Origin of the sequence: Saccharopolyspora sp. NPDC050389, from assembly GCF_040655595.1 — a bacterium.
GTDB lineage: Bacteria > Actinomycetota > Actinomycetes > Mycobacteriales > Pseudonocardiaceae > Saccharopolyspora.
Map to the genome: position 1 here is coordinate 56,001 of NZ_JBFAKG010000006.1, position 19,455 is coordinate 75,455.

General features: G+C 70.7%; 20 protein-coding genes. 8 read left to right on the forward strand and 12 right to left on the reverse strand.

Going from position 1 to position 19,455, the window contains the following annotated elements; translation table 11 throughout:
• Positions 1-37: 37 nt before the first annotated feature.
• Positions 38-1,321, reverse strand: a complete 1,284-nt coding sequence (locus tag AB0I53_RS05565; protein WP_358596951.1) for a hypothetical protein — start codon at positions 1,319-1,321, stop codon at positions 38-40.
• A 313-nt stretch (positions 1,322-1,634) separates the two neighbouring features.
• Here AB0I53_RS05565 and AB0I53_RS05570 point away from each other — a divergent pair, with 313 nt between their 5' ends.
• Positions 1,635-1,856, forward strand: coding sequence for a hypothetical protein (locus AB0I53_RS05570; protein ID WP_358596954.1), 222 nt, complete (start codon positions 1,635-1,637; stop codon positions 1,854-1,856).
• Between the two features lie 155 nt (positions 1,857-2,011).
• Here AB0I53_RS05570 and AB0I53_RS05575 read toward each other — a convergent pair whose 3' ends face one another.
• Entirely contained in the window at positions 2,012-2,602 is a 591-nt protein-coding gene (locus tag AB0I53_RS05575) for a TetR/AcrR family transcriptional regulator (RefSeq protein ID WP_358596957.1), read from the reverse strand.
• Between the two features lie 105 nt (positions 2,603-2,707).
• Here AB0I53_RS05575 and AB0I53_RS05580 point away from each other — a divergent pair, with 105 nt between their 5' ends.
• Positions 2,708-3,694 carry an alpha/beta hydrolase gene (locus AB0I53_RS05580; protein ID WP_358596960.1) on the forward strand — a complete coding sequence of 329 codons (987 nt, stop codon included), beginning with the start codon at positions 2,708-2,710 and terminating at the stop codon, positions 3,692-3,694.
• A gap of 214 nt (positions 3,695-3,908) precedes the next feature.
• On the opposite strand, the gene AB0I53_RS05585 is transcribed toward AB0I53_RS05580, so the two are convergent.
• Both AB0I53_RS05585 and AB0I53_RS05590 read right to left on the reverse strand, forming a co-directional pair.
• A complete protein-coding gene (locus tag AB0I53_RS05585; protein ID WP_358596963.1) occupies positions 3,909-5,549 on the reverse strand; it encodes a hypothetical protein in 1,641 nt (546 codons plus the stop codon).
• 193 nt (positions 5,550-5,742) lie between these two features.
• Positions 5,743-7,176, reverse strand: a complete 1,434-nt coding sequence (locus AB0I53_RS05590) for an MBOAT family protein (RefSeq protein ID WP_358596966.1) — start codon at positions 7,174-7,176, stop codon at positions 5,743-5,745.
• 151 nt (positions 7,177-7,327) lie between these two features.
• Here AB0I53_RS05590 and AB0I53_RS05595 point away from each other — a divergent pair, with 151 nt between their 5' ends.
• Positions 7,328-8,188, forward strand: a complete 861-nt coding sequence (locus tag AB0I53_RS05595) for a phospholipid scramblase-related protein (protein WP_358596969.1) — start codon at positions 7,328-7,330, stop codon at positions 8,186-8,188.
• Positions 8,189-8,249: 61 nt separating this feature from the next.
• On the opposite strand, the gene rlmB is transcribed toward AB0I53_RS05595, so the two are convergent.
• The 7 genes from rlmB to AB0I53_RS05630 form a co-directional block, all read right to left on the reverse strand.
• Complete coding sequence (rlmB, locus tag AB0I53_RS05600; RefSeq protein WP_358596972.1) at positions 8,250-9,203, reverse strand: 23S rRNA (guanosine(2251)-2'-O)-methyltransferase RlmB; 954 nt, start codon at positions 9,201-9,203, stop codon at positions 8,250-8,252.
• A 3-nt stretch (positions 9,204-9,206) separates the two neighbouring features.
• On the reverse strand, positions 9,207-10,601 hold the full coding sequence (gene cysS / locus AB0I53_RS05605; RefSeq protein WP_358596975.1) for a cysteine--tRNA ligase: 1,395 nt from the start codon (positions 10,599-10,601) through the stop codon (positions 9,207-9,209).
• A 71-nt stretch (positions 10,602-10,672) separates the two neighbouring features.
• A complete protein-coding gene (locus AB0I53_RS05610; protein ID WP_358596978.1) occupies positions 10,673-11,353 on the reverse strand; it encodes an HAD-IA family hydrolase in 681 nt (226 codons plus the stop codon).
• An 81-nt stretch (positions 11,354-11,434) separates the two neighbouring features.
• The gene (locus AB0I53_RS05615; protein ID WP_358596981.1) at positions 11,435-11,635 is read right to left on the reverse strand and encodes a hypothetical protein; all 201 of its coding nucleotides are present in this window, start codon (positions 11,633-11,635) and stop codon (positions 11,435-11,437) included.
• Positions 11,636-11,849: 214 nt separating this feature from the next.
• Positions 11,850-12,332: a 2-C-methyl-D-erythritol 2,4-cyclodiphosphate synthase gene (ispF, locus tag AB0I53_RS05620; RefSeq protein WP_358596983.1), complete on the reverse strand. Its 483-nt coding sequence runs from the start codon at positions 12,330-12,332 to the stop codon at positions 11,850-11,852.
• Positions 12,329-13,018, reverse strand: a complete 690-nt coding sequence (gene ispD / locus AB0I53_RS05625; RefSeq protein WP_358596986.1) for a 2-C-methyl-D-erythritol 4-phosphate cytidylyltransferase — start codon at positions 13,016-13,018, stop codon at positions 12,329-12,331. The genes ispF and ispD overlap by 4 nt, the downstream gene beginning before the upstream one ends.
• 19 nt (positions 13,019-13,037) lie before the next feature.
• Positions 13,038-13,526: a CarD family transcriptional regulator gene (locus AB0I53_RS05630; RefSeq protein WP_009947449.1), complete on the reverse strand. Its 489-nt coding sequence runs from the start codon at positions 13,524-13,526 to the stop codon at positions 13,038-13,040.
• A 298-nt stretch (positions 13,527-13,824) separates the two neighbouring features.
• On the opposite strand from AB0I53_RS05630, the gene AB0I53_RS05635 reads away from it, so the two are divergent.
• The 3 genes from AB0I53_RS05635 to disA all read left to right on the forward strand — a co-directional run bounded on the left by AB0I53_RS05635 (position 13,825) and on the right by disA (position 17,031).
• On the forward strand, positions 13,825-14,415 hold the full coding sequence (locus AB0I53_RS05635; protein ID WP_358596989.1) for a hypothetical protein: 591 nt from the start codon (positions 13,825-13,827) through the stop codon (positions 14,413-14,415).
• 133 nt (positions 14,416-14,548) lie between these two features.
• Positions 14,549-15,925 carry a DNA repair protein RadA gene (gene radA / locus AB0I53_RS05640; RefSeq protein ID WP_358596992.1) on the forward strand — a complete coding sequence of 459 codons (1,377 nt, stop codon included), beginning with the start codon at positions 14,549-14,551 and terminating at the stop codon, positions 15,923-15,925.
• Positions 15,922-17,031: a DNA integrity scanning diadenylate cyclase DisA gene (gene disA / locus AB0I53_RS05645; protein ID WP_358596995.1), complete on the forward strand. Its 1,110-nt coding sequence runs from the start codon at positions 15,922-15,924 to the stop codon at positions 17,029-17,031. The genes radA and disA overlap by 4 nt, the downstream gene beginning before the upstream one ends.
• Positions 17,032-17,088: 57 nt before the next feature.
• Here disA and AB0I53_RS05650 read toward each other — a convergent pair whose 3' ends face one another.
• Positions 17,089-17,682 (reverse strand): hypothetical protein, encoded by a 594-nt coding sequence (locus AB0I53_RS05650; RefSeq protein WP_358596998.1) that lies wholly within the window; start codon positions 17,680-17,682, stop codon positions 17,089-17,091.
• Positions 17,683-18,021: 339 nt separating this feature from the next.
• Here AB0I53_RS05650 and AB0I53_RS05655 point away from each other — a divergent pair, with 339 nt between their 5' ends.
• Together AB0I53_RS05655 and AB0I53_RS05660 are read left to right on the forward strand one after the other, a co-directional pair.
• A complete protein-coding gene (locus tag AB0I53_RS05655; RefSeq protein WP_358597001.1) occupies positions 18,022-18,924 on the forward strand; it encodes an A/G-specific adenine glycosylase in 903 nt (300 codons plus the stop codon).
• Complete coding sequence (locus tag AB0I53_RS05660; protein ID WP_358597004.1) at positions 18,924-19,442, forward strand: 2'-5' RNA ligase family protein; 519 nt, start codon at positions 18,924-18,926, stop codon at positions 19,440-19,442. The genes AB0I53_RS05655 and AB0I53_RS05660 overlap by 1 nt, the downstream gene beginning before the upstream one ends.
• Positions 19,443-19,455 lie beyond the last annotated feature (13 nt).

Genomic DNA, 19,455 nt, shown 5'->3' on the forward strand with positions numbered 1-19,455 from the left:
CGACCCCGGGTGCCCCGCACCGCCCGCCCGGAGCGGGTCAGCGGATGGGGTGGGCCGCGAGGATCGCGCCGACCTGGTCGGCCACCTCCGTGTCGAGCATCGGGTAGCGGCCTCCCGCGACGAAGCGCTCCGAGAGTTCGAAGGTGACCACCTCGCCTTCGGCGAGCAGCTGGCCCGCGGCCACCGGGTCCACCGCGACGTTGTCCGGGTGCGTGACGGTGATGTTGCCGAACGTCGCCGCCAGGTACGGGCTCGCGAACTGGGTGAACGAGTCGCCGACCATCCGCACCGGCTGCGTGATCATGCCCGACAACGCCGGCGACTCCAGGTGCAGCGGCTGGTGGAAGTCGCTGGGCTTGAACTGCGTGTTGTCCTCCGGCCCGCCGTCGGGCGCCAGCGAGTACGCCTGGATCGGCACGGTCCGGTCCTGCCCGAGCAGGTCCGGGATGTCGGCGCTGTGCTCGTACTGCCGGGACGGCAGGACCTTCCAGCTGCTCGTCACGCCCGGCTGCAGCCGCTCCGCGAGCTGGTAGGTCATGGCGATGCCGCCCTCGTGGGTCCAGTGCGTGTCGATGTCGTGGTAGATCGGCCGCTGGTTGCGCGCCGCGACCTCGCGCAGCTGGGCGCGCAGGTCCACCGCGCCGGTCGCGGCAGGCACCCGGCGCCAGAACTCGTCGCGGACCTGCGTCGAGCAGTCCTTCCCGGCGTAGCCGTCCGGCATGTTCTCCGGGTACACGGTGGACTTGTCCGGGGCGATGACCAGCTGGAACTTCCGGCCCGACGCCTCCACCACGGCACGCCAGCGGCGCAGCCCGGCGATCACCTGATCCATGGTCCGCTTCGGCACGCACCGGTACGACACGTCGTGGCCGAGGTACAGCCAGCCGTTCTTGCCCTCGATGACGGCGGGGAACACGTTCTCGTTTATCGGCGGCTTCGCGTCCACCTGCCCGGCGCCGATCGGCGAGGTGTGCGAGCCGTCGGCCAGCCGAGCGGGCTCGCCGAACACGCCGCGGCTGAGCGCGTCGACCGACTGCACGGCGTCCTTGCGGAACGGCAGGTTGTCGGTGGCCCACGCGTTCAGCCCGGTGAAGAACCCCCAGCCCTCGGTGATGCTGGGGAAAGCCGCCAGCGGGCGGTTCTCCAGCTGCTCGGCGCGCGCGCCGAAGATCCAGGTCACCACCGGCGCGGTGAAGAACAGCACCGCGCACACCAGCGCGGCCAGCTGGCGCCTGCCGTGCCGGGGCCGGTGCAACGGGTGTTCCCGCGGTAGCCACGCCTCGTGGACCGGGGGAAGATCGGAATGCTCCTGCCGCGACACGGCACCACGTTATCCGGGCACGCAGCGCGACCGGCCCAGAACTCGCGGATTCTGCACCGCGGCGCGCGATCCGCTGGCCAGGACCCGTGTGTGTTTTGTGCTGCTATAGCGACACGAAGTACTCACGGGTGTCGCCGGGCTGAACGCAGCAGATTCCCGGCGTTCACGAATTCGCGGGCGTCTCCGGGAAAATCGGACATCCTCTTCGGGCAGTTTCCGCTCCGGATTCTTGGGCGGGGGTTCGGCGGCTGGATAGCTTTTCCCTGCGAAAGCGGATCCGCAACGACATTCCGATTACCACGGAGGAATCATCATGCTTCGCAAGATCGCGGTCGGAGCGGCGGCCATCGCCGGACTCTTCGCTCTCAGCTCCCCTGCCATGGCCTCCGGCGGCCCGTACCCGGCAGGCGTTTACCCGTCGTACGAAGCGGCGCAGGCGGCGTGCGACGCCGGGAAGGCCCAGGGGCGCTGGACCGACTGCGTCATCGAGGCCGGTATCGACGACCCGATCCTCATGTGGGTCTGGACCGACTGAGCGAATTTCAAACCGCGCCGCATCCCGAAGATCACGGCGGCGCACGAACCCCGGGGTGCAGGTTCAACCCGCGCATTGAGCCTGCACCCCGGGTGCCGTATTTCCAGGAACTTCCGTGAAATCCGCTCGCCGCTCAGGTGCCACGCTGGCACGTGTCAGTCGGTTGGTCCGAGCCGGCTCGCGACGGTCTCGCAGGCGAAGCGCACCACGGTCCGCAGCTCTCGATCCGATGTGCCGGCGCGGCTGAGCACCGCGAGGGATTGGTTGATGGCGACGATGTAGGTGGCGAGGTCGTCGAGCGTCGCCGGATCGGCGTGCGGATCGTCGAGCGCGGCTCGGACGCGCGCGTGCTGGAGGTCGAGCAGGCGGCGGACGTGCGCGGCGCTGTCGGACGTCAGGACCGCCGACTGAGCGGCCGATTGGGCGACGAGGCAGCCTTCCGGCACGGCGGGGTCGTCGATCCTGGCCAGGATGACGTCGAAGAACGCTTCGACGGCGCGGACGGGATTGCCCGGATGCGCGGTGAGCGCGTCCTCGTAGCGGGCACCGTACATCGCGGAATACCGGTCCAACGCCCGGCGGAACAGCTCGTCCTTGCCGCCGAACGCGCCGTAGAGGGATCCCCGGCCCAGGCCGGTGGCCGCGCCGAGCATGTCGAGCGAGGCGTCGGCGTATCCCCGCTGCCAGAACACCGCCATGGCCTTGTCCAGGGCTTCGTCGACGTCGAACTGCTTGCGGCCCGACATTCCTCTCCTCCCGCTCCACCGGCTCGATGTGAGCCTACGTACTTCTTGGAACGAACGGTACAAGAATCATGGACCGATCGTTCCAAGATGGCCTACGGTCGAAGCATGGGAGAACCTGCCTTGACGCATCGAGAAGCCGAACCCGCAGGCCGCGGCTCCGCGCGCGGCGCCCCCGGGCTGCCCGCCGGCTTCGCCGAGACGTTCCGCAGCCGCTGGGTGCAGGTCGGCGACCTGCGCCTGCACGCCGTGATCGGCGGTGACGGGCCGCCGTTGTTGCTGCTCGCCGGCTGGCCGCAGACCTGGTACGCATGGCGCGAGCTGATGCCGGCGCTGGCGCGGGACTTCTCGGTCGTCGCCCCCGACCCCCGCGGCGTGGGACTGTCCGGCAAACCGGTCGACGGCTACGACACCGGCACCCTCGCCGCCGACATGGTGGGGCTGATGAGCGCCCTGGGCCACGATCGCTTCGCGATGGTCGGCCACGACGTCGGCATGTGGACCGGCTACGCGCTGGCCGCCGACCACCCGGAGCGGATGGAACGCCTGGCGCTCGCCGAGGCCGTGATCCCCGGCCTGGCACCTTCCCCACCACTGTTCGCCCCGCAGGAAGCCGTCGACCGGCTCTGGCACTTCGGGTTCAACCGGCTCGGCTCGCTGAACGAGCAGCTCGTCGCGGGCCGGGAACGGCTGTTCTTCGGGCATCAGTTCGCGACCAAAGCGGCCCGGCAGCTGCCGGAGCACGCCGTCAACCTCTACATCGAGGCCCTGGCCACCGATCGCGACGCACTGCGCGCCAGCTTCGAGTTCTACCGCGCGATCGACACGACGATCGAGCAGAACGCCCGGCGCAAGGCGCGGAAGCTGACCATGCCCGTGCTGACCATCGCCGGCGCTCGCTCCGTCGGCGAACTGGTCGGCGGAACCCTGGCCCCGGCCGCCGAAGACGTCACGAGCGTCGTCCTGCCCGACTGCGGGCACTACCCGGCCGAAGAAGCCCCGCAGGAAATGCTCGCCGCCTTGACCGAATTCCTGGCCCCGTACCGCGCCGCATTCGGCCGCCGAACAGGGCCTGATGATCGTCAGGACCAGTAGTACTGACGAATGAAAATCCGGGGCCGGCGGAGATCACCCACCGGACGGCCCCGACCTGCACCTTTCGCCTTTGGGCGATGGTGGACGTCCGGTGTTGCTGGTTGATCCCGGACGGCCTGGGGACAGCCGGACGGCCCGCCAGCAGCGCCCGAGCCGGACGGCCATCCGGCCGAACCTTCTGATCTCATTCGCCATCTTTATGTGCGCGGCGCACTCAGCCGCCGCCGGTGCCGGTGTCGCTGCCGCCGGTGCCGCTGCCGGTGTCGCTGCCGCCGGTGCCGGTGCCGGTGTCGCTGCCGCCGGTGCCGCTGTGGCCGCTCGTGCCGGTATCGCTGCCGGTGCCCGTGCTGCTGTCGCTACCAGTGCCGGTATCGCTGCCAGTGCTGCTGTCGCTGTCCGTGCCAGTGCCGGTATCGCTGCCGGTGCCGCTGGTGTCGCTGCCGCTGTTGCTGTCGCTGCCAGTGCTGCCGTCGCTGCCAGTGCCCGTGCCGGTATCGCTGCCGGTACCAGTGCCGCCGCCGGTACCGCTGTGGCCGCCGGTGCCGGTGTCACTGCCGGTGCCGCCGCCGGTGTCGGTGCCGCCGGTGCCGGTGTCGGTGCCGCCGGTGCCGCCGCCGGTGCCGGTGTCGGTGCCGCCGCCAGTGTCGGTGCCGCCGGGGTTGCTGCCGTGCTGCCCGGGCTCGAACGGATTCGCGGGTGCGGGTGCTGCCGGGGGCACCGCTGGCTCACTGTTCGTGCCCCCACCAGGCTCGAAGGGGGGCGGTGGTACCGGTTCCGGAACGTGGGGCGGTACGTACGGGTTCGGGGGCGGGGATTCGGGCCCACCGAATGGGTTCGGCGGAGGGGATTCAGGTCCGCCGAACGGGTTTGGCGGCACCGGTTCCGGAACATTAGGTGGCACGAACGGATTCGGCGGCGGCAGTTCCGGTACTGCAGGTGCCGATGGGGCCTGCACTCCGGGAGGTTCGGGAGGTCGTGGCTCGGGAGCACCCCCGCTCGGCCAGAACGTGTAGATCAGGCCACCGACGGCGACCACTGTGCCCACCACGGCGACGACCTTCTTGAAACGACCCTTGACGACCTCGAACCCGACTTGCGCCGCCTTGACCAGACTCGTGCCTGCCAGCCACTTCGCGATCTGGCTCACCACACCCGGGCCTTCGGAAGGCTCCGCTCCACCCGGTCCCGGCGCCGGAGGCAGCTGATCACCCGGCTCAGTCGTGGGCGGCTCACCGTCAGGTCCCACGGGCGACGGCGCGGAAGGTCCGGGGGTCGGCTGCGCCTGGCCCGGCTTCAGGGTCCAGTCCGGCGTTTTCTCACCGGTGCGCAACGTGGACGACTTGCCGGCACCCGCATCCACCGCCGGCGGCTCGCCGGCACTCGGCATCGGCAACGGCTCCGCAGGCTCGGTGACCGGCAGCTCAACGTCATCACCGGCGGGCTGCCCCGGTTCGTAACCCTCGATCGGCCCCAGACCGGAATCTTTGGGCGGCGTCACACCGAACTCGTCCAAAGCGGTCTGGTCCGCCCAGTTGTCCCCTTGGTGGTCGTTCAGGAAATCCGCGCTCGCGCGGGACCCGTTGAGGCGAGCGGTCCGCGCCTCCTCGATGCGTTGCCTGGTCGCCTCGATCTCCCGCTGACCGTCCCGGAGTTCGTCGCTGAGCCCGCGTGCATCCTCATCGAGGTGCTCGACCTCCGACACCGGTTTGCCGAGGGCCTCGGCCTCCTGCACCTCCGGCCGATGCATCTTCTGGTGCATCGCCAGCGCCTTCTGGGCGACCTCCAGGCCCCTCTCCTGATTTTCGATGTAGTTGTCGATCGCCTTCTGGACGACCTGCTGCTTCGTAGTGACCATTCGTCCCCGCCTCCGGATACTCCGCGTACTCGTCCGAAGAGAGGGCTGCGCCAACGGGCGCCGTCCGGCCAGGACCACCATGTGGTGCAGCCGGTCCCCGACAGGCCGGGAATCTCCACTCCCAGTCCACGCCACATCGATTCGTGGACCGACAGAGCAGAAAGTCCCAACAAGCGAACGCCTGGTGTGATCGTCAGAACTGGTAGTACAGGAACGGGCTGAAGGAGCCGGTGGCGACCAGAAGGCCCGCGTAGCCGAGGCCGAGGGTCAGGACTCCGATTCGGACCGCGTAGGCCCGCGGAGTCCGGACCGCCTCGAGGAACGGGCCCGTGCCCGAGTTCGCCGGCAGCGCCACGACCACCAGCGCGAGCAGCAGGAACACCAGGCGCTGGTTCGTCACCGAGGCCGCGACGATGTCCGTCAGGCCCGCGAAGTCCGGCAGCAGCATGTGGCCCAGCATCACGAACGCGCTGCCCAGGTCCGACGACCGGAAGAACACCCAGCCGATCACCACCAGCAGCATCGTCAGCGCGCGGCGGCCGAGCCGGGCCCGGGTGCTGCTCGGCGCGTGCGACCAGCCGAAGGCGCGCTCCACCACCAGCAGCGCGCCGTGGAACAGCCCCCACACCAGGTACGTCCACGCCGCGCCGTGCCAGAAACCGGTTAGCACGAAGATGATCGCCAGGTTCCGGTAGGTGCGCGCGGTGCCCCCGCGGTTGCCGCCCAGCGGGATGTAGACGTAGTCCCGGAACCAGCGGGACAGCGACATGTGCCAGCGCCGCCAGAACTCCGTGACGGTCACCGACGAGTACGGCCGGGCGAAGTTCTCCGGCAGCCGGAACCCGAGCATCCGGCCCAGCCCGATCGCCATGTCCGAGTAGCCGGAGAAGTCGAAGTACAGCTGCATCGTGTAGCCGATCGCGCCGAGCCAGGCGATCGCGAAGGTCATGTCCTCGTTCGGGGTGGCGAAGCAGGCGTCGACCATCGGCGCCAGCGTGTCCGCGATGACGACCTTCTTCGTCAGGCCCCACGCGAACCTCGGGAAGCCCGCCGCGATGTCGTCGAGCCGGTGGGTGCGCTGCTGCGGGAGCTGGTCGGCGATCTCCCGGTAGCGCACGATCGGACCGGCCACCAGCTGCGGGAACATCGCGATGTAGGTGACGAACGAGACCGGGTCGCGCAGCGCCGGGCGCTCGCCCCGGTAGATGTCCACCACGTAGGAGATGTGGTGGAACGTGTAGAACGAGATCCCGATCGGCAGCGCCAGGTGCAGCACCGGGAAGTCGCCGCCGAACCACTGGCTGAGCACCGCGAGCTGCGCGGTGGCGAACCCGGCGTACTTCCACACCGCCAGGATCGCGAGGTTGAACGCGACGGTGCCGATCAGCAGCCACTTCCGCCGGTTCTGCTCGAAGCCCCAGTCGTCGGGCTCCAGCCGCCGCCCGGCGAAGAAGTTCACCACGATGCAGGCGAGCAGCAGCAGCGTCGTTCCGCCCGCACCGCTGGCGTAGAAGAGCAGGCTGGCGACGGCGATCACGGCGTTGCGTCCGCTGCGCGGTGCGATCAGCACGGCCGCGAGCACGGCCGGCAGGAAGTACCAGAGGAACAGCGGACTTGCGAACGACATCGGGGGCCTCGGGGTATGGGAGGCCCGCGCCTCCCCGCTGGAGCTGAATTGCTCCGTCGGACTCTAGCCGAGCCCGGAACGTCACCGGCCCGGAACGCGATGAGTGCAAAACCCCGGACGACCGCCGCGGCGATCGCCTAGCCTGGGGCTCATGAACGCTCCGCCGCCGCCCGGCTGGTACCCGGACCAGGCAGATCCGCGTTACGTGCGCTGGTGGGACGGCCGGCAGTGGACTCCGCACGTCCAGCCCGCCCAGCCGGTTCAGCAGCAGCACCCTCAGTACCCGCAGCAGCACCCGGCCGCGCAGCAGAACGACGCCTCGGCCATCGAGATGGCGATGGGCGGCACCGGCGACGCCGCGTCCGTCCAGCAGCAGGTGCAGCAGCGCGCGGGCGTCGGCGGCCCGGTCTCCGGCGGCGGTGGCACGCTGTTCACCGAGCCGGTTCTGGTGATCAACCAGAAGGCGAAGCTGATCGAGGTTGCGAACGAGTACGCCGTCTACGACCAGCACGGACGCCAGCTCGGCTCGGTCATGCAGGTCGGCCAGAGCGGCGCGCAGAAGGCGTTGCGGATGTTCACCAAGCTCGACTCCCTGATGACCGTGACGCTGGAGATCCGCGACGCCACCGGCCGCCCGGTCCTGGTGCTGACCCGCCCCGCGACCATGTGGAAGGGCACGGTGCACGTGCAGCGCCCGGACCAGTCGCCGGTCGGGGACATCAAGCTGGCGAACGTCTGGGGCAAGGCCAGGTTCGACTTCGAGGTCAACGGGCAGCGCATCGGTGGCATGCGCGCCGAGAACCTGCGCGCCTGGGACATCAAGGTGCTCGACCACGCCGACGCCGAGATCGGGCAGATCACCAAGACCTGGCAGGGTCTGGCGAAGGCGGCGTTCACCACCGCGGACAATTACGTCCTGCGGATCAACCGGCCGCTCCCCGACCCGCTGCTGAGCATGGTCGTCGCGTCGGCGCTGACGGTCGACACGATCCTCAGCCAGAACCAGAGCTGAGCACGACGAAGGGCACCTCCGACCGAGGTCGAAGGTGCCCTTCGCACAGGCACTTCCGGGGTCAGCTCCGGCGGCGGCGGGCGACCTCGGCGAGGACCACGCCCGCGGCGACCGAGGCGTTGAGCGACTCCACGCCGCCCGCCATCGGGATCGACACCGTCTGGTCGCAGGTCTCCCGGACCAGCCGGGACAGCCCGCGCCCCTCCGAGCCGACGACGACCACCAGCGGCCCCGCGGCCAGCTCCAGCTCGTCCGAGGTGACGTCGGCATCGGCGTCCAGCCCGATGACCATCAGCCCGTCTTCCTTCAGGTCCTTCAGCGTGCGGGTGAGGTTGACCGCCTTGGCCACCGGCAGCTTCGCGGCCGTGCCCGCGCTGGTGCGCCAGGCGACGGCCGTGATCCCGGCGCTGCGCCGCTGCGGCACGATCACGCCGTGCGCGCCGAAGGCCGCCGCGGAACGGATCACCGCGCCCAGGTTGCGCGGGTCGGTCACGCCGTCGAGCGCGACGATCAGCGGCGGCATGCCGGAATCCCGCGCCGCCGCGAGCACGTCATCCGGGTGCGCGTAAGAGAACTGCGGCACCTGGAGCGCGAGTCCTTGGTGCATCGCGTTCTTCGTCATCCGGTCGAGCTCGATGCGCGGCACGTCCACCACGGAGATTCCGCGCGACTTCGCCTCCCGCACCGCCTCGGTGACCCGGTCGTCGATGTCGATGCCCTGCGCCACGTACAGCCCGGTCGCCGGCACGCCGGCCCGGATGCACTCCACCACCGGGTTGCGCCCGGCCACGAGCTCCGGCTGCGTGTCCTGCTGCGCCTTGCGCTTCGCGCGCTGCTGCTCCGCATTGCTCCGCGCGTCGGCGCGCCGCTTCGCGGGGTGGCTGACCCGGTCCTCCGCCTTCGGCGTCGGCCCCTTGCCGATCAGCCCCCGGCGGCGCTGCCCGCCGGATCCGACGACCATGCCCTTCTTGTTGCTCTTGCGCATGCCGCCGCGGCGTTTGTCGTTGCCGGCCACGTGTTACCCGTCTTTCAATGTCCACATCGGACCGTCGGGGGTGTCCTCGACGGCAATCCCGCTGGCCTGCAACCGATCGCGCAGCAGGTCGGCGGTGGCGAAGTCGCGCTCCTTGCGGGCCTGCTGGCGCTGGTCGAGCATCGCCTGGACCAGGTCGGCCAGCGCGCCGTGCGCGGCGTCGTCCGAACCGGCGTCCTCGGCCCACTGCTCGGACAGCGGGTCCAACCCGAGCACGCCCATCATGGCCCGCACCGACGCTGCCGCGTCGCGGGCCGCCTCGTCGTCACCGCGGTCCAGCGCCGCGTTGCCTTCCCTGACAACGTTGTGCACCGCCGCGATCGCCTGCGGCGTCGACAGGTCGTCGTCCATCGCCTCGGCGAACTCCGCGGCCAGCCCGCCGTGCTCGACGCTGCCGGCGCGCTGCCCGACGCGGCGCACGAACGATTCGATGCGCCGGTACGCGGCGACCGCCTCGGCCAGCCCGCCCTCGGAGAACTCGATCGTCGACCGGTAGTGCGGCGTGACCAGGTAGTAGCGCAGCTCGGCCGCGCGGGCGCGCTGCAGCACCGCCGGGATGGACAGCGTGTTGCCGAGCGACTTCGACATCTTCTCGCCGCTCATGGTCACCCAGGCGTTGTGCATCCAGTACTGCGCGAACCCGTCCCCGGCCGCGTTCGACTGGGCCAGCTCGTTCTCGTGGTGCGGGAACACCAGATCCAGGCCGCCGCCGTGGATGTCGAACTCGCTGCCGAGGTAGAAGGTGGCCATCGCGGAGCATTCCAGGTGCCAGCCCGGGCGGCCGTGGCCCCACGGCGTCGGCCAGCTCGGCTCGCCCGGCTTCGCGCCCTTCCACAGCGTGAAGTCGCGCGGGTCGCGCTTGCCGCTGGCCAGGGTCTCGCCCTGCTGCACCTCTTCGAGGCGCTGCCCGGACAACTTGCCGTAGTGGTCGGCGTAGGAGGCCACCGAGAAGTAGACGTCGCCGCCCGCCGCGTAGGCGTGGCCCTTGTCGATCAGCCGCTGGATCAGGTCGACCATCTGCGTGACGTGCCCGGTCGCCCGCGGCAGCACCGACGGCGGCTGGCAGCCGAGCTGGTCGTAGGCCAGCTCGAAGGCGCGCTCGTGCGTCGCGGCCCACTCCCACCACGGACGGCCCGCCTCGCCGGCCTTGGTGAGGATCTTGTCGTCGATGTCGGTGACGTTGCGGACCAGTCGCACGTCGTAGCCGGTGTGCTGCAGCCAGCGGCGCAGCACGTCGAAGTTCAGGCCGCTGCGGACGTGGCCCACGTGGGGAATGCCCTGCACGGTGGCACCACAGACGTAGATCGACGCCACTCCGTCGCAGCGCGGGTGGAATTCGCGCGTCGTGCGGGTCGCGGTGTCATGCAGCTGCAGGCTCACGCCCCTGATGGTACGGGGACAGGTCGGCGCACAATCACGACAGGGGCTGGCGCGTCAAGGGGTAGTGATCGTCAGCGCAGAACGTCGGCGACGGCGGTCAGCAATCCGTCCGGCCGCTCGGTGGTGGACACCGGGTCGACGATCGCCACCCGGCAGCCGACCGCGGCCGCGCCGCCGTCTGCCTCTTCGCTGTCGCCGACCATCAGCGCCTCCTCCGGCGCGACGCCGATCCGCTCGCAGGCGCGCAGGAAGATCTTCGGGTCCGGCTTGATCACGCCTTCGAGGTAGGACAGCAGGAACTCGTCGACGTAGCCGGTGATGCCGATCCGCTCGAACGCGGGCCGGATGTCGAAGGCGATGTTGCTGATCACGCCGATCTTGGTGCCCGACTCGTGCAGCCGGCGCATCACCTCGACGGTGTCCGGGTACGGCGTCCAGAAGTCGGTGTCGATCAGCCGCTCGTAAAGGCCCTCGGCCTGGCCGTCCAGCACCCCGGAGCTGCGCAGCACCTCCAGGTAGACCTTGCGGTGCAGGGCCGGATCGAGGTCGCGGTTCTCCCACGCGTCCTGGAATTCGGGGCCGAGCTGGACGATCTGGCCGACCGGCGCCGTCATCCGGCGCATCACCTCGGCCTGCGCCTCCAGGTCTAACCGGGCGCCGTCGGCGTCGGCGAGATCGGCGAACCAGGACTCGTCTTCCTCGAGCCGGAACAGCGTGCCGGAGAAATCGAAGAGCACCGCGCGCGAAGTCACGACATCCACGGTAAGTGGACCGGACCGGGCCGGCACCGACATGCGGCCAAGCTCACGACCCGGACCACCCCACCGCCGCAGTCAGCAGCGCCGCGCCTGGTGGCTGCGCATCGGGACCACGATGCCCGCGACGCAGATCGCCGCACTCACCCACAACAGGGCCACGGCCGCCGCCAGCCCGAGGCCGCCGCCCCCGGACCACAACACGAACGACACTGGCCACACCAACACCGGCTGCACAACGAGCAGCCGACGCACCCACCGGTTCCGCTCGATCACCATGCGTCGAGCATGGCGCGCCCCGACCCCGGCATTCCAGACCGCGAGCCCTGAGTTTTCCCTGACTCCGCCTACCCGTTACGCCCAGGTACCCGCCCGTTACTCGACGGTCGGGCGACCAGCAGGCCGGCGGTTTACCGCAGATCGTCAACCGGCTCGTCATCGACCGAGCTCCGCAAGTTCCATGATCGGGAACTTCCAGACCTCGGCGGAGGTTTCAGACAGCCGGGAAGACCAGGGCGGTGGCGACGGCGGCGATGCCTTCGCCGCGGCCGGTGAGGCCCAGGCCGTCGGAGGTCGTGCCGGACACCGACACCGGCGCCCCGACCGCCTCCGAAAGCGCCTGCTGCGCCTCGTCGCGGCGCTTGCCGATGCGCGGCGCATTGCCGATCACCTGCACGGTCGCGTTGCCGATGCGAAAACCCGCCGCAGCGACCCGATTCCGCACCTCGACCAGGAAGTCCGCCCCGTGGGCGCCGGCCCAGCGGTCGTCGTCGGTGCCGAACACCGCGCCGAGATCGCCGAGCCCCGCCGCCGACAGCAGCGCGTCGCACAGCGCGTGCGCCGCGACGTCGCCGTCGGAGTGCCCGGCGCAGCCGTCCACGCCTGGCCAGAGCAGGCCCGCCATCCAGCAGTCGCGCCCGGCTTCGACGGGGTGGACGTCGACGCCCTGGCCGACTCGGGGCAGCAGCTCGGTCACTCGGGTTCTCCAGCCACGGCCAGCACCGACTCGGCGATGGCCAGATCGAAGGCGGTGGTGATCTTCAGGGCGTGCGGGTGCCCGGCGACGGTGTGCACCTTGCCGCCGACCCGCTCCACGAGCCCGGCGTCGTCGGTGGCCACGTCACCGGCCGCGGCGTAGGCCGCCCGCAGCACGTCGATGGCGAAACCTTGGGGCGTCTGCACCGCCCGCAGCCGCGAGCGGTCCACGGTCGACACGACGTCGCCCGCGTCGTCGACCTGCTTGATCGTGTCGCTCACCGGCAGCACCGGGATCACCGCGGGAGCGCCCTGCTCGACCGCGGACACGACATCTCGGATCATCGAAGCCGGGGTGAAGGCACGCGCGGCGTCGTGCACCAGCACCACCCGCGCATCCGGCGCGACCCACTCGACCGCGTCGAGCGCGCGCCGCACGGAGTCGGTCCGCTCCGCTCCACCGGCGACCACGTGCGCGGACGGCAACTCGGCCAGCTCCGCGGCCACGACCTCGACCTGATCTGCCGGCGCCGCGACCACGACATGCTGCACGCGGCCCGAGGCCAACAGGCCACGGACCGCGCGCAACAACAACGATTCACCGATCACCGGAACCAGTGCCTTCGGCATCCCGGCACCCAGGCGCACCCCGCGGCCGGCCGCGGGCACCAGCGCGACAACGCTCACGCTCGTCTATTCCCGATGATCACACTGCGGTGGCGAGGACTTCGTCCAGCAGGGTTTCAGCCTTGCCTTCGTCAGTACCTTCGGCCAATGCCAGCTCGCTTACCAGGATCTGCCGCGCCTTTGCGAGCATCCGCTTCTCGCCTGCGGACAGGCCACGATCCTTCTCGCGTCGCCAGAGGTCGCGCACCACTTCGGCCACCTTGTTCACATCGCCGGAGGCGAGCTTCTCAAGGTTGGCCTTGTACCGCCGAGACCAGTTGGTGGGCTCTTCGGTGTGCGGGGCCCGCAGCACGTCGAAGACCCGATCGAGCCCCTCCTGGCCGACAACGTCCCGGACACCGACGATCTCGGCATTGTCCGCGGGAACGCGCACGGTCAGGTCGCCCTGCGCGACCTTGAGGACGAGGTACTGCTTTTCCTCGCCCTTGATCACACGAGTCTCGATTGCTTCGATGAGCGCGGCACCGTGATGCGGGTAGACGACGGTCTCTCCGACCTTGAAAACCATGTGTCCTCTGCCCCTTTCGCTATGCCCAGTTTAGCACGTGGGGCAACTGGGCCTCGACCACCTCGCCATCCGTAATCGCAGGTCAGGCGGCAGACGGGGGTTGACAAGGATGCCCCGAACGTGCAAGGAGACACCTTTCGGCCCACTGAAATCGTCCACTATGGATAGTCTGGACGGGGTGCCGTCCGGGCCTTCGGGGACCAGGAAATAGGTAGTTCGGCTAGCCCCTGGAACGGCCGCGCGCGGTGGGGATTAAGCTTCCAGCGGTTGTCCGGCAATCAGGAAGGACGCTGCATCCGTGAGCCGCCCTCAGCACCTCAAGGCCGTTCGCCTGCGGTTGATCCCGGCCGCTATCGGGCTCGGCGCCGTCGTCGCCCTCGCCGGGTGCAGTGCCGGTCAGGTGACCGAGACCGACACGCAGGTCGCCGCCGTCAACGGTGGTAACGCCGACCTCAAGCAGATCTCGATCCGCGACGCCTCCTTCACCTTCCCGACCACCGACGCGCGCTACCCGGCCGGTTCCTCCGCGCCGGTGCAGCTGGTGATCGCCAACGAGGGCCCGGGCGACAAGCTGGTCCAGGTTTCCAGCCCGTACGCGGCGTCGGCCACCCTCGGCGGCATCACCGACCTGCCGAGCCGGACCGCGCTGCACGCCGTCGGCCAGTCCGCGCAGGTCCAGCAGGCTGAGACGACCGCGGACCGCGTGGTGCAGATCACGCTGAACGGGTTCAAGCAGGACATCACGCCGGGCGTGACGGTCCCGGTGACGTTCGTCTTCGAGAAGGCCGGCTCGGTCACCGTGCAGGTCCCGGTGGGCACCGACCACACGCCGCGCCCCGAGCACGGCAGCCCGCTGCCGGGCGCCGAGCAGGGCGGCGGCGGTCACTGACCGCAGGCTTCGCCGGAACGGGCCGTCCGCACTCGCGGGCGGCCCGTTCCGCGTCTGATCCACTCGAAGGTGGCGCGCTCGCCGCGCGATGCCGGTGACCGGGCCTGTCGTCGCGGGCGGATAGCCTCGCCGCGTGCCCCCGAAGAACACCCGCACCGCCCGTCCCGGATACCGCTGCGCCGACTGCGGCCACGAGGTCACCAAGTGGGTCGGCCGCTGCCCGAGCTGCCAGGCGTGGGGCACCATCGACGAGACCGCCGCCGCCCGCCCGATGCTGACGAAGGTCGCGGCGGGCGCCCCGTCCACCCCGGCCCGCCCGATCGCCGAGGTCGACCTCGACTCCGCCCGCGCGGTGTCCACCGGCATCGCGGAGCTGGACCGGGTGCTGGGCGGCGGCATCGTGCCGGGCGCGGTCGTGCTGCTGGCCGGCGAGCCCGGAGTGGGAAAGTCCACACTCCTGCTGGAGGTCGCGCACCGCTGGGCCGCGGGCGCCTCGCCAGGCCCGTCGCTGTACGTCACCGGTGAGGAATCCGCAGGTCAGGTGCGTCTTCGCGCGGAGCGCACCGACTCGGTGCACCCGGAGCTCTACCTCGGCGCCGAGAGCAACCTGTCCGCCGTGCTCGGGCACGTCGACGCGGTGAAGCCGGGCCTGCTGATCGTCGACTCGGTGCAGACCGTGCAGTCGCCCGAAGCCGACGGCAGCCCCGGCGGCGTCACGCAGGTCCGCGCGGTGACCACGGCGCTGGTGTCGCTGGCCAAGGAGCGCGGCCTGCCGGTGGTGCTGGTGGGGCACGTCACGAAGGACGGCGCGGTGGCCGGTCCGCGCGTGCTGGAGCACCTGGTCGACGTGGTGCTGCACTTCGAGGGCGACCGGCACTCGGCGCTGCGGATGCTGCGCGGCGTGAAGAACCGGTTCGGGCCCGCCGACGAGGTCGGCTGCTTCGAGCAGCGCGACGACGGCATCGCCGAGGTCCCGGACCCGTCCGGGCTGTTCATCAACCGCAAGGAAACCCAGGTCGACGGCACCGCGGTGACCGTGATGGTGGAGGGCAAGCGCCCGCTGCTGGTTGAGGTCCAGTCGCTGGTGATGAAGACCCAGATGGCCATGCCGCGGCGATCGGTCAGCGGCCTGGACTCGGCCCGGGTGTCGATGATGCTCGCGGTGCTGGGCAAGCACGGCAAGGTGCCCACCGGCGAGTACGACGTGTTCGCGGCGACGGTCGGCGGCACGAAGGTGCACGAGCCTGCCGCGGACCTCGCGATCGCGCTGGCCATCGCCTCGTCGCAGCGGGGCAAGCCGCTGCCGCCGAACCTGATCGCGGTCGGCGAGGTGGGGCTCGCCGGGGAGATCCGGCGGGTCAGCAGTGTCGGGCGGCGGCTGGCCGAAGCGGCCAGACTCGGCTTCGACCGGGCGCTGGTGCCGCCGGACGCGGGCCCGCTGCCGAAGGGCGTGCGCGCCACGGTGGTGTCGAACGTCAGCGAGGCGCTCAAGATCGTGGGTGTCAAATGAGCCACGAGCAGCTGCGCGGCACGCTCGCCGGGCTGGCTCCCGGAACCGCGCTGCGGGACGGGCTGGAGCGCATCCTGCGCGGCCGCACCGGCGGCCTGATCGTGCTCGGCTACGACCCGGCGGTGGAGGCGCTCTGCGACGGCGGGTTCCACCTGGACATCGAGTTCAGCGCCACCCGGCTGCGCGAACTGTCCAAGATGGACGGTTCGGTGGTGCTGTCCACGGACGCGATGCGGATCATGCGGGCGAACGTGCACCTGGTGCCCGACGCGAGCACGCCCACCGAGGAGTCCGGCACGCGGCACCGCACGGCGGAGCGCACCGCTATCCAGACCGGCTACCCGGTGGTGTCGGTGAGCCAGTCGATGAGCATCATCAGCGTCTACGCGCGGGGCCACCGGCACGTGCTGATCGGCTCGCCGGAGATCCTCTCCCGCGCCAACCAGGCGCTGGCGACCCTGGAGCGCTACACCGCGCGGCTGGCCGAGGTCGCGCAGACGCTGTCGGCGCTGGAGATCGAGGACTACGTGACGTTGCGCGACGCGATGACTGTCGTGCAGCGGATGGAGATGGTGCGGCGGATCGCCGACGAGATCGAGGGCGACGTCGTCGAACTCGGCAAGGACGGCAGGCTGATCGAGCTGCAGCTGGACGAGCTGGTCGGCTCCTCGCGGGAGGCGCGGAACGGTCGCGGCCACGCCAGGGACGACATCGACCTGGACCGCGAGCTGATCGTGCAGGAGTACCTGCCGACCAGCGGCGCGATGCCGACCTCGGAGCAGGTCGAGGCGGCGCTGCGCAAGCTCGACGGCACGGAGCTGCTGGACCTGACGGCGATCGCCGGGGCCTTCGGCTACCCGGACAAGCCGGAGGCGCTGGAGGAGCACCTGAGCCCGCGCGGCTACCGGCTGCTCGCCAGGGTGCCGCGGCTGCCGATGACGGTGCGGCGGCAGTTGGTGGAGCACTTCGGTTCGCTGCAGCGGCTGCTCGCGGCGACGGTGGCCGAGCTGCGTGAGGTGGGTTCGATCGGCGACGCGCGAGCGAGCGCGATCCGGGAGGGCCTTTCCCGGCTCGCGGAATCCTCCATAGTGGACCGATTCGCCTGACAAACACCCATCAGGAGCGTCGGATTCTGCCTGAAATCGGGGATTCCCGGTCTCGGGTCAGGCGGCCGGGGCCAGGCGGAACGGGGTGGGCGAGCTGTTCAGCGCCGCCAGCCTGGCGATCAGCTGGTAGTCGCCCGCCTGGGCTCGGCCCTGGCCGTCTTCGCAGTCCGATGTGGACGTCTGGCCCGACCACTGGATGTCGTTGCGCACCGACTGGCCCGGCTGCAGCAGCTGCTGCTCGTTCGTCGACTCCGAGTAGCAGTCGCTGCTCGACCACACGTGCTTTCCGCCCGGCGTCGACACCGTCAGCTCGCGCAGCAATCGGTTGATGTCGCGCACGCATGCGCGGTCGCCCGCGTTCGTCACCACGATGCTCATGCCGACCCGCTCGCCCACCTTGAACTCCGGGCGGGCCACCTCGGCGACGACGCGCATCGACTCGTCCGCGCAAGGCGGCGGCGGGGCGTCGGCCGCCACCGCGACCGGCGGACCCGGCGGCGGCGCCGGGACACCCTGCGGCGCCGAGGCTCCGCCCAGCAGGGCGATCGCGCCCCAGCCGAGGAGCGTCGCCACTAGCACGACCGCACCGATCGCCACCGCGCGGCGACGCCAGTACACCGCGGGCGGGAGCGGTCCGGTCGGATCAATCACGGCTCGACAGTAACCCGGCGAATACTCCGAACGGCGTTACCAATGATCACCCGATCAGGCGCATCTCGGTCGATCAAGCCCCGAATCCCGGAAGAACCTGCCCGCCAGCCCGCACCGGAGCGCGGCTTCTCGGGAAATCGGCTTCCGCCCGGGAAGCGGGCGGCGCAGCTTTTCGACACAGTGCATCGCTCAAGCCATCGCAGGAGCGTTCTCGCAGGTGGTCAACACTGTTTCAGCTCCAGATAGATGGAAGTTCCTGCGACGGGCGGGACGACGTCGCGAGGTCCTCTCGGGCGTGGTTTCCCGCGCCGCAGGGGGCCTGGCAGGATCGGCGGTGCCATGAAGACCACCGCCGCGCATCCCGCCCCGCCCCTGGATCCGGTCGAGTTGATCGACTGGTTCGCCGCCACCGCCCGGCCGCTGCCGTGGCGCGCACCCGGCACCACGGGCTGGGGCGTGCTGGTCAGCGAGACGATGCTGCAGCAGACCCCGGTCAACCGGGTCCAGCCGATCTGGGAGGAATGGATGCGCCGCTGGCCGCGCCCCTCCGACCTGGCCGCCGAGCCGCAGGGCGAGGTGGTGCGCGCCTGGGGGAAGCTCGGCTACCCGCGCCGGGCCCTGCGGCTGCACGAGGCCGCCGCGACGATCGCCGCCGAGCACGGCGACGTCGTGCCGTCCGACGTCGACACGCTGCTGGCCCTGCCGGGCATCGGCGCCTACACCGCCCGAGCGGTGGCGGCCTTCGCCTACGGCAAGCGGGCGCCGGTCGTCGACACGAACGTCCGCCGGGTGGTCGCGCGCGCCGTGCACGGTGCCGGTGACGCCGGTCCGCCGTCGACCAAGCGCGATCTCAACGACGTCGACGCCCTGCTCCCGGCCGACGACGCAAGCGCCGCGAAGCTTTCGGCGGCGCTGATGGAGCTCGGCCAGATGGTGTGCACCGTGCGGTCGCCGCAGTGCGAGGCCTGCCCGATCGCGCACGACTGCGCCTGGCAGCACGCCGGCCGCCCGGCCTACGCCGGGCCGCCGAAGAAGGTGCAGAAGTTCGCCGGTACCGATCGCCAGGTGCGCGGCAAGCTGCTGGACGTCCTGCGCGGCTCGACCGGCCCGGTGCTGCGCGAGCAGCTGGACGCGGTCTGGGCGGACGCCGGGCAGCGCGACCGCTGCCTGGATTCCCTGCTGGTGGACGGGCTGATCGAGCAGACCGACGACGGCCGCTTCGCACTGCCCGGCGAGCACTGATGGCGCAGGCGGTCGTGGCATTCTTCGACGACGCCGCGGATTCCGAGATCCGGGCGCTGTGGCGGCGCTTGGACGAAGCCGGGGTGCCGAGCCTCGCCACGCGCAAGCACCGCCCGCACGTGACCTTCGCCGCGGCCGGCGGCATGCCGACCGCCGCGCGCAAGGCGCTGCGCGCCGAGCTGGAGCTGCTGTCCATTCCGGACCTCTGGCTGCACACCCTGGGAACGTTCCCCGGCGAGGAACGGGTGCTGCTGCTGGGCGCGGTCGTGGACACCGAGCTGCTGGCGGTGCATTCGGCGGTGCACGACGCACTCGCCGGGCGGGTGCAGCACCCTTCCGCCTACTACTTCCCGGGCGCGTGGATCCCGCACTGCACGCTCGCCCAGGGCATCACCGACGACCAGCTGGCGGCGGGCTTCCAGGCGCTGCAACCGCCGGAGCCGGTGCGCGCCGGGATCAGCGAGATCGCCATCGTCGACACCCGCACCGGCGAGGCCGAAACCGTCACCACCCGCTGAGCCCGAGCCGTTC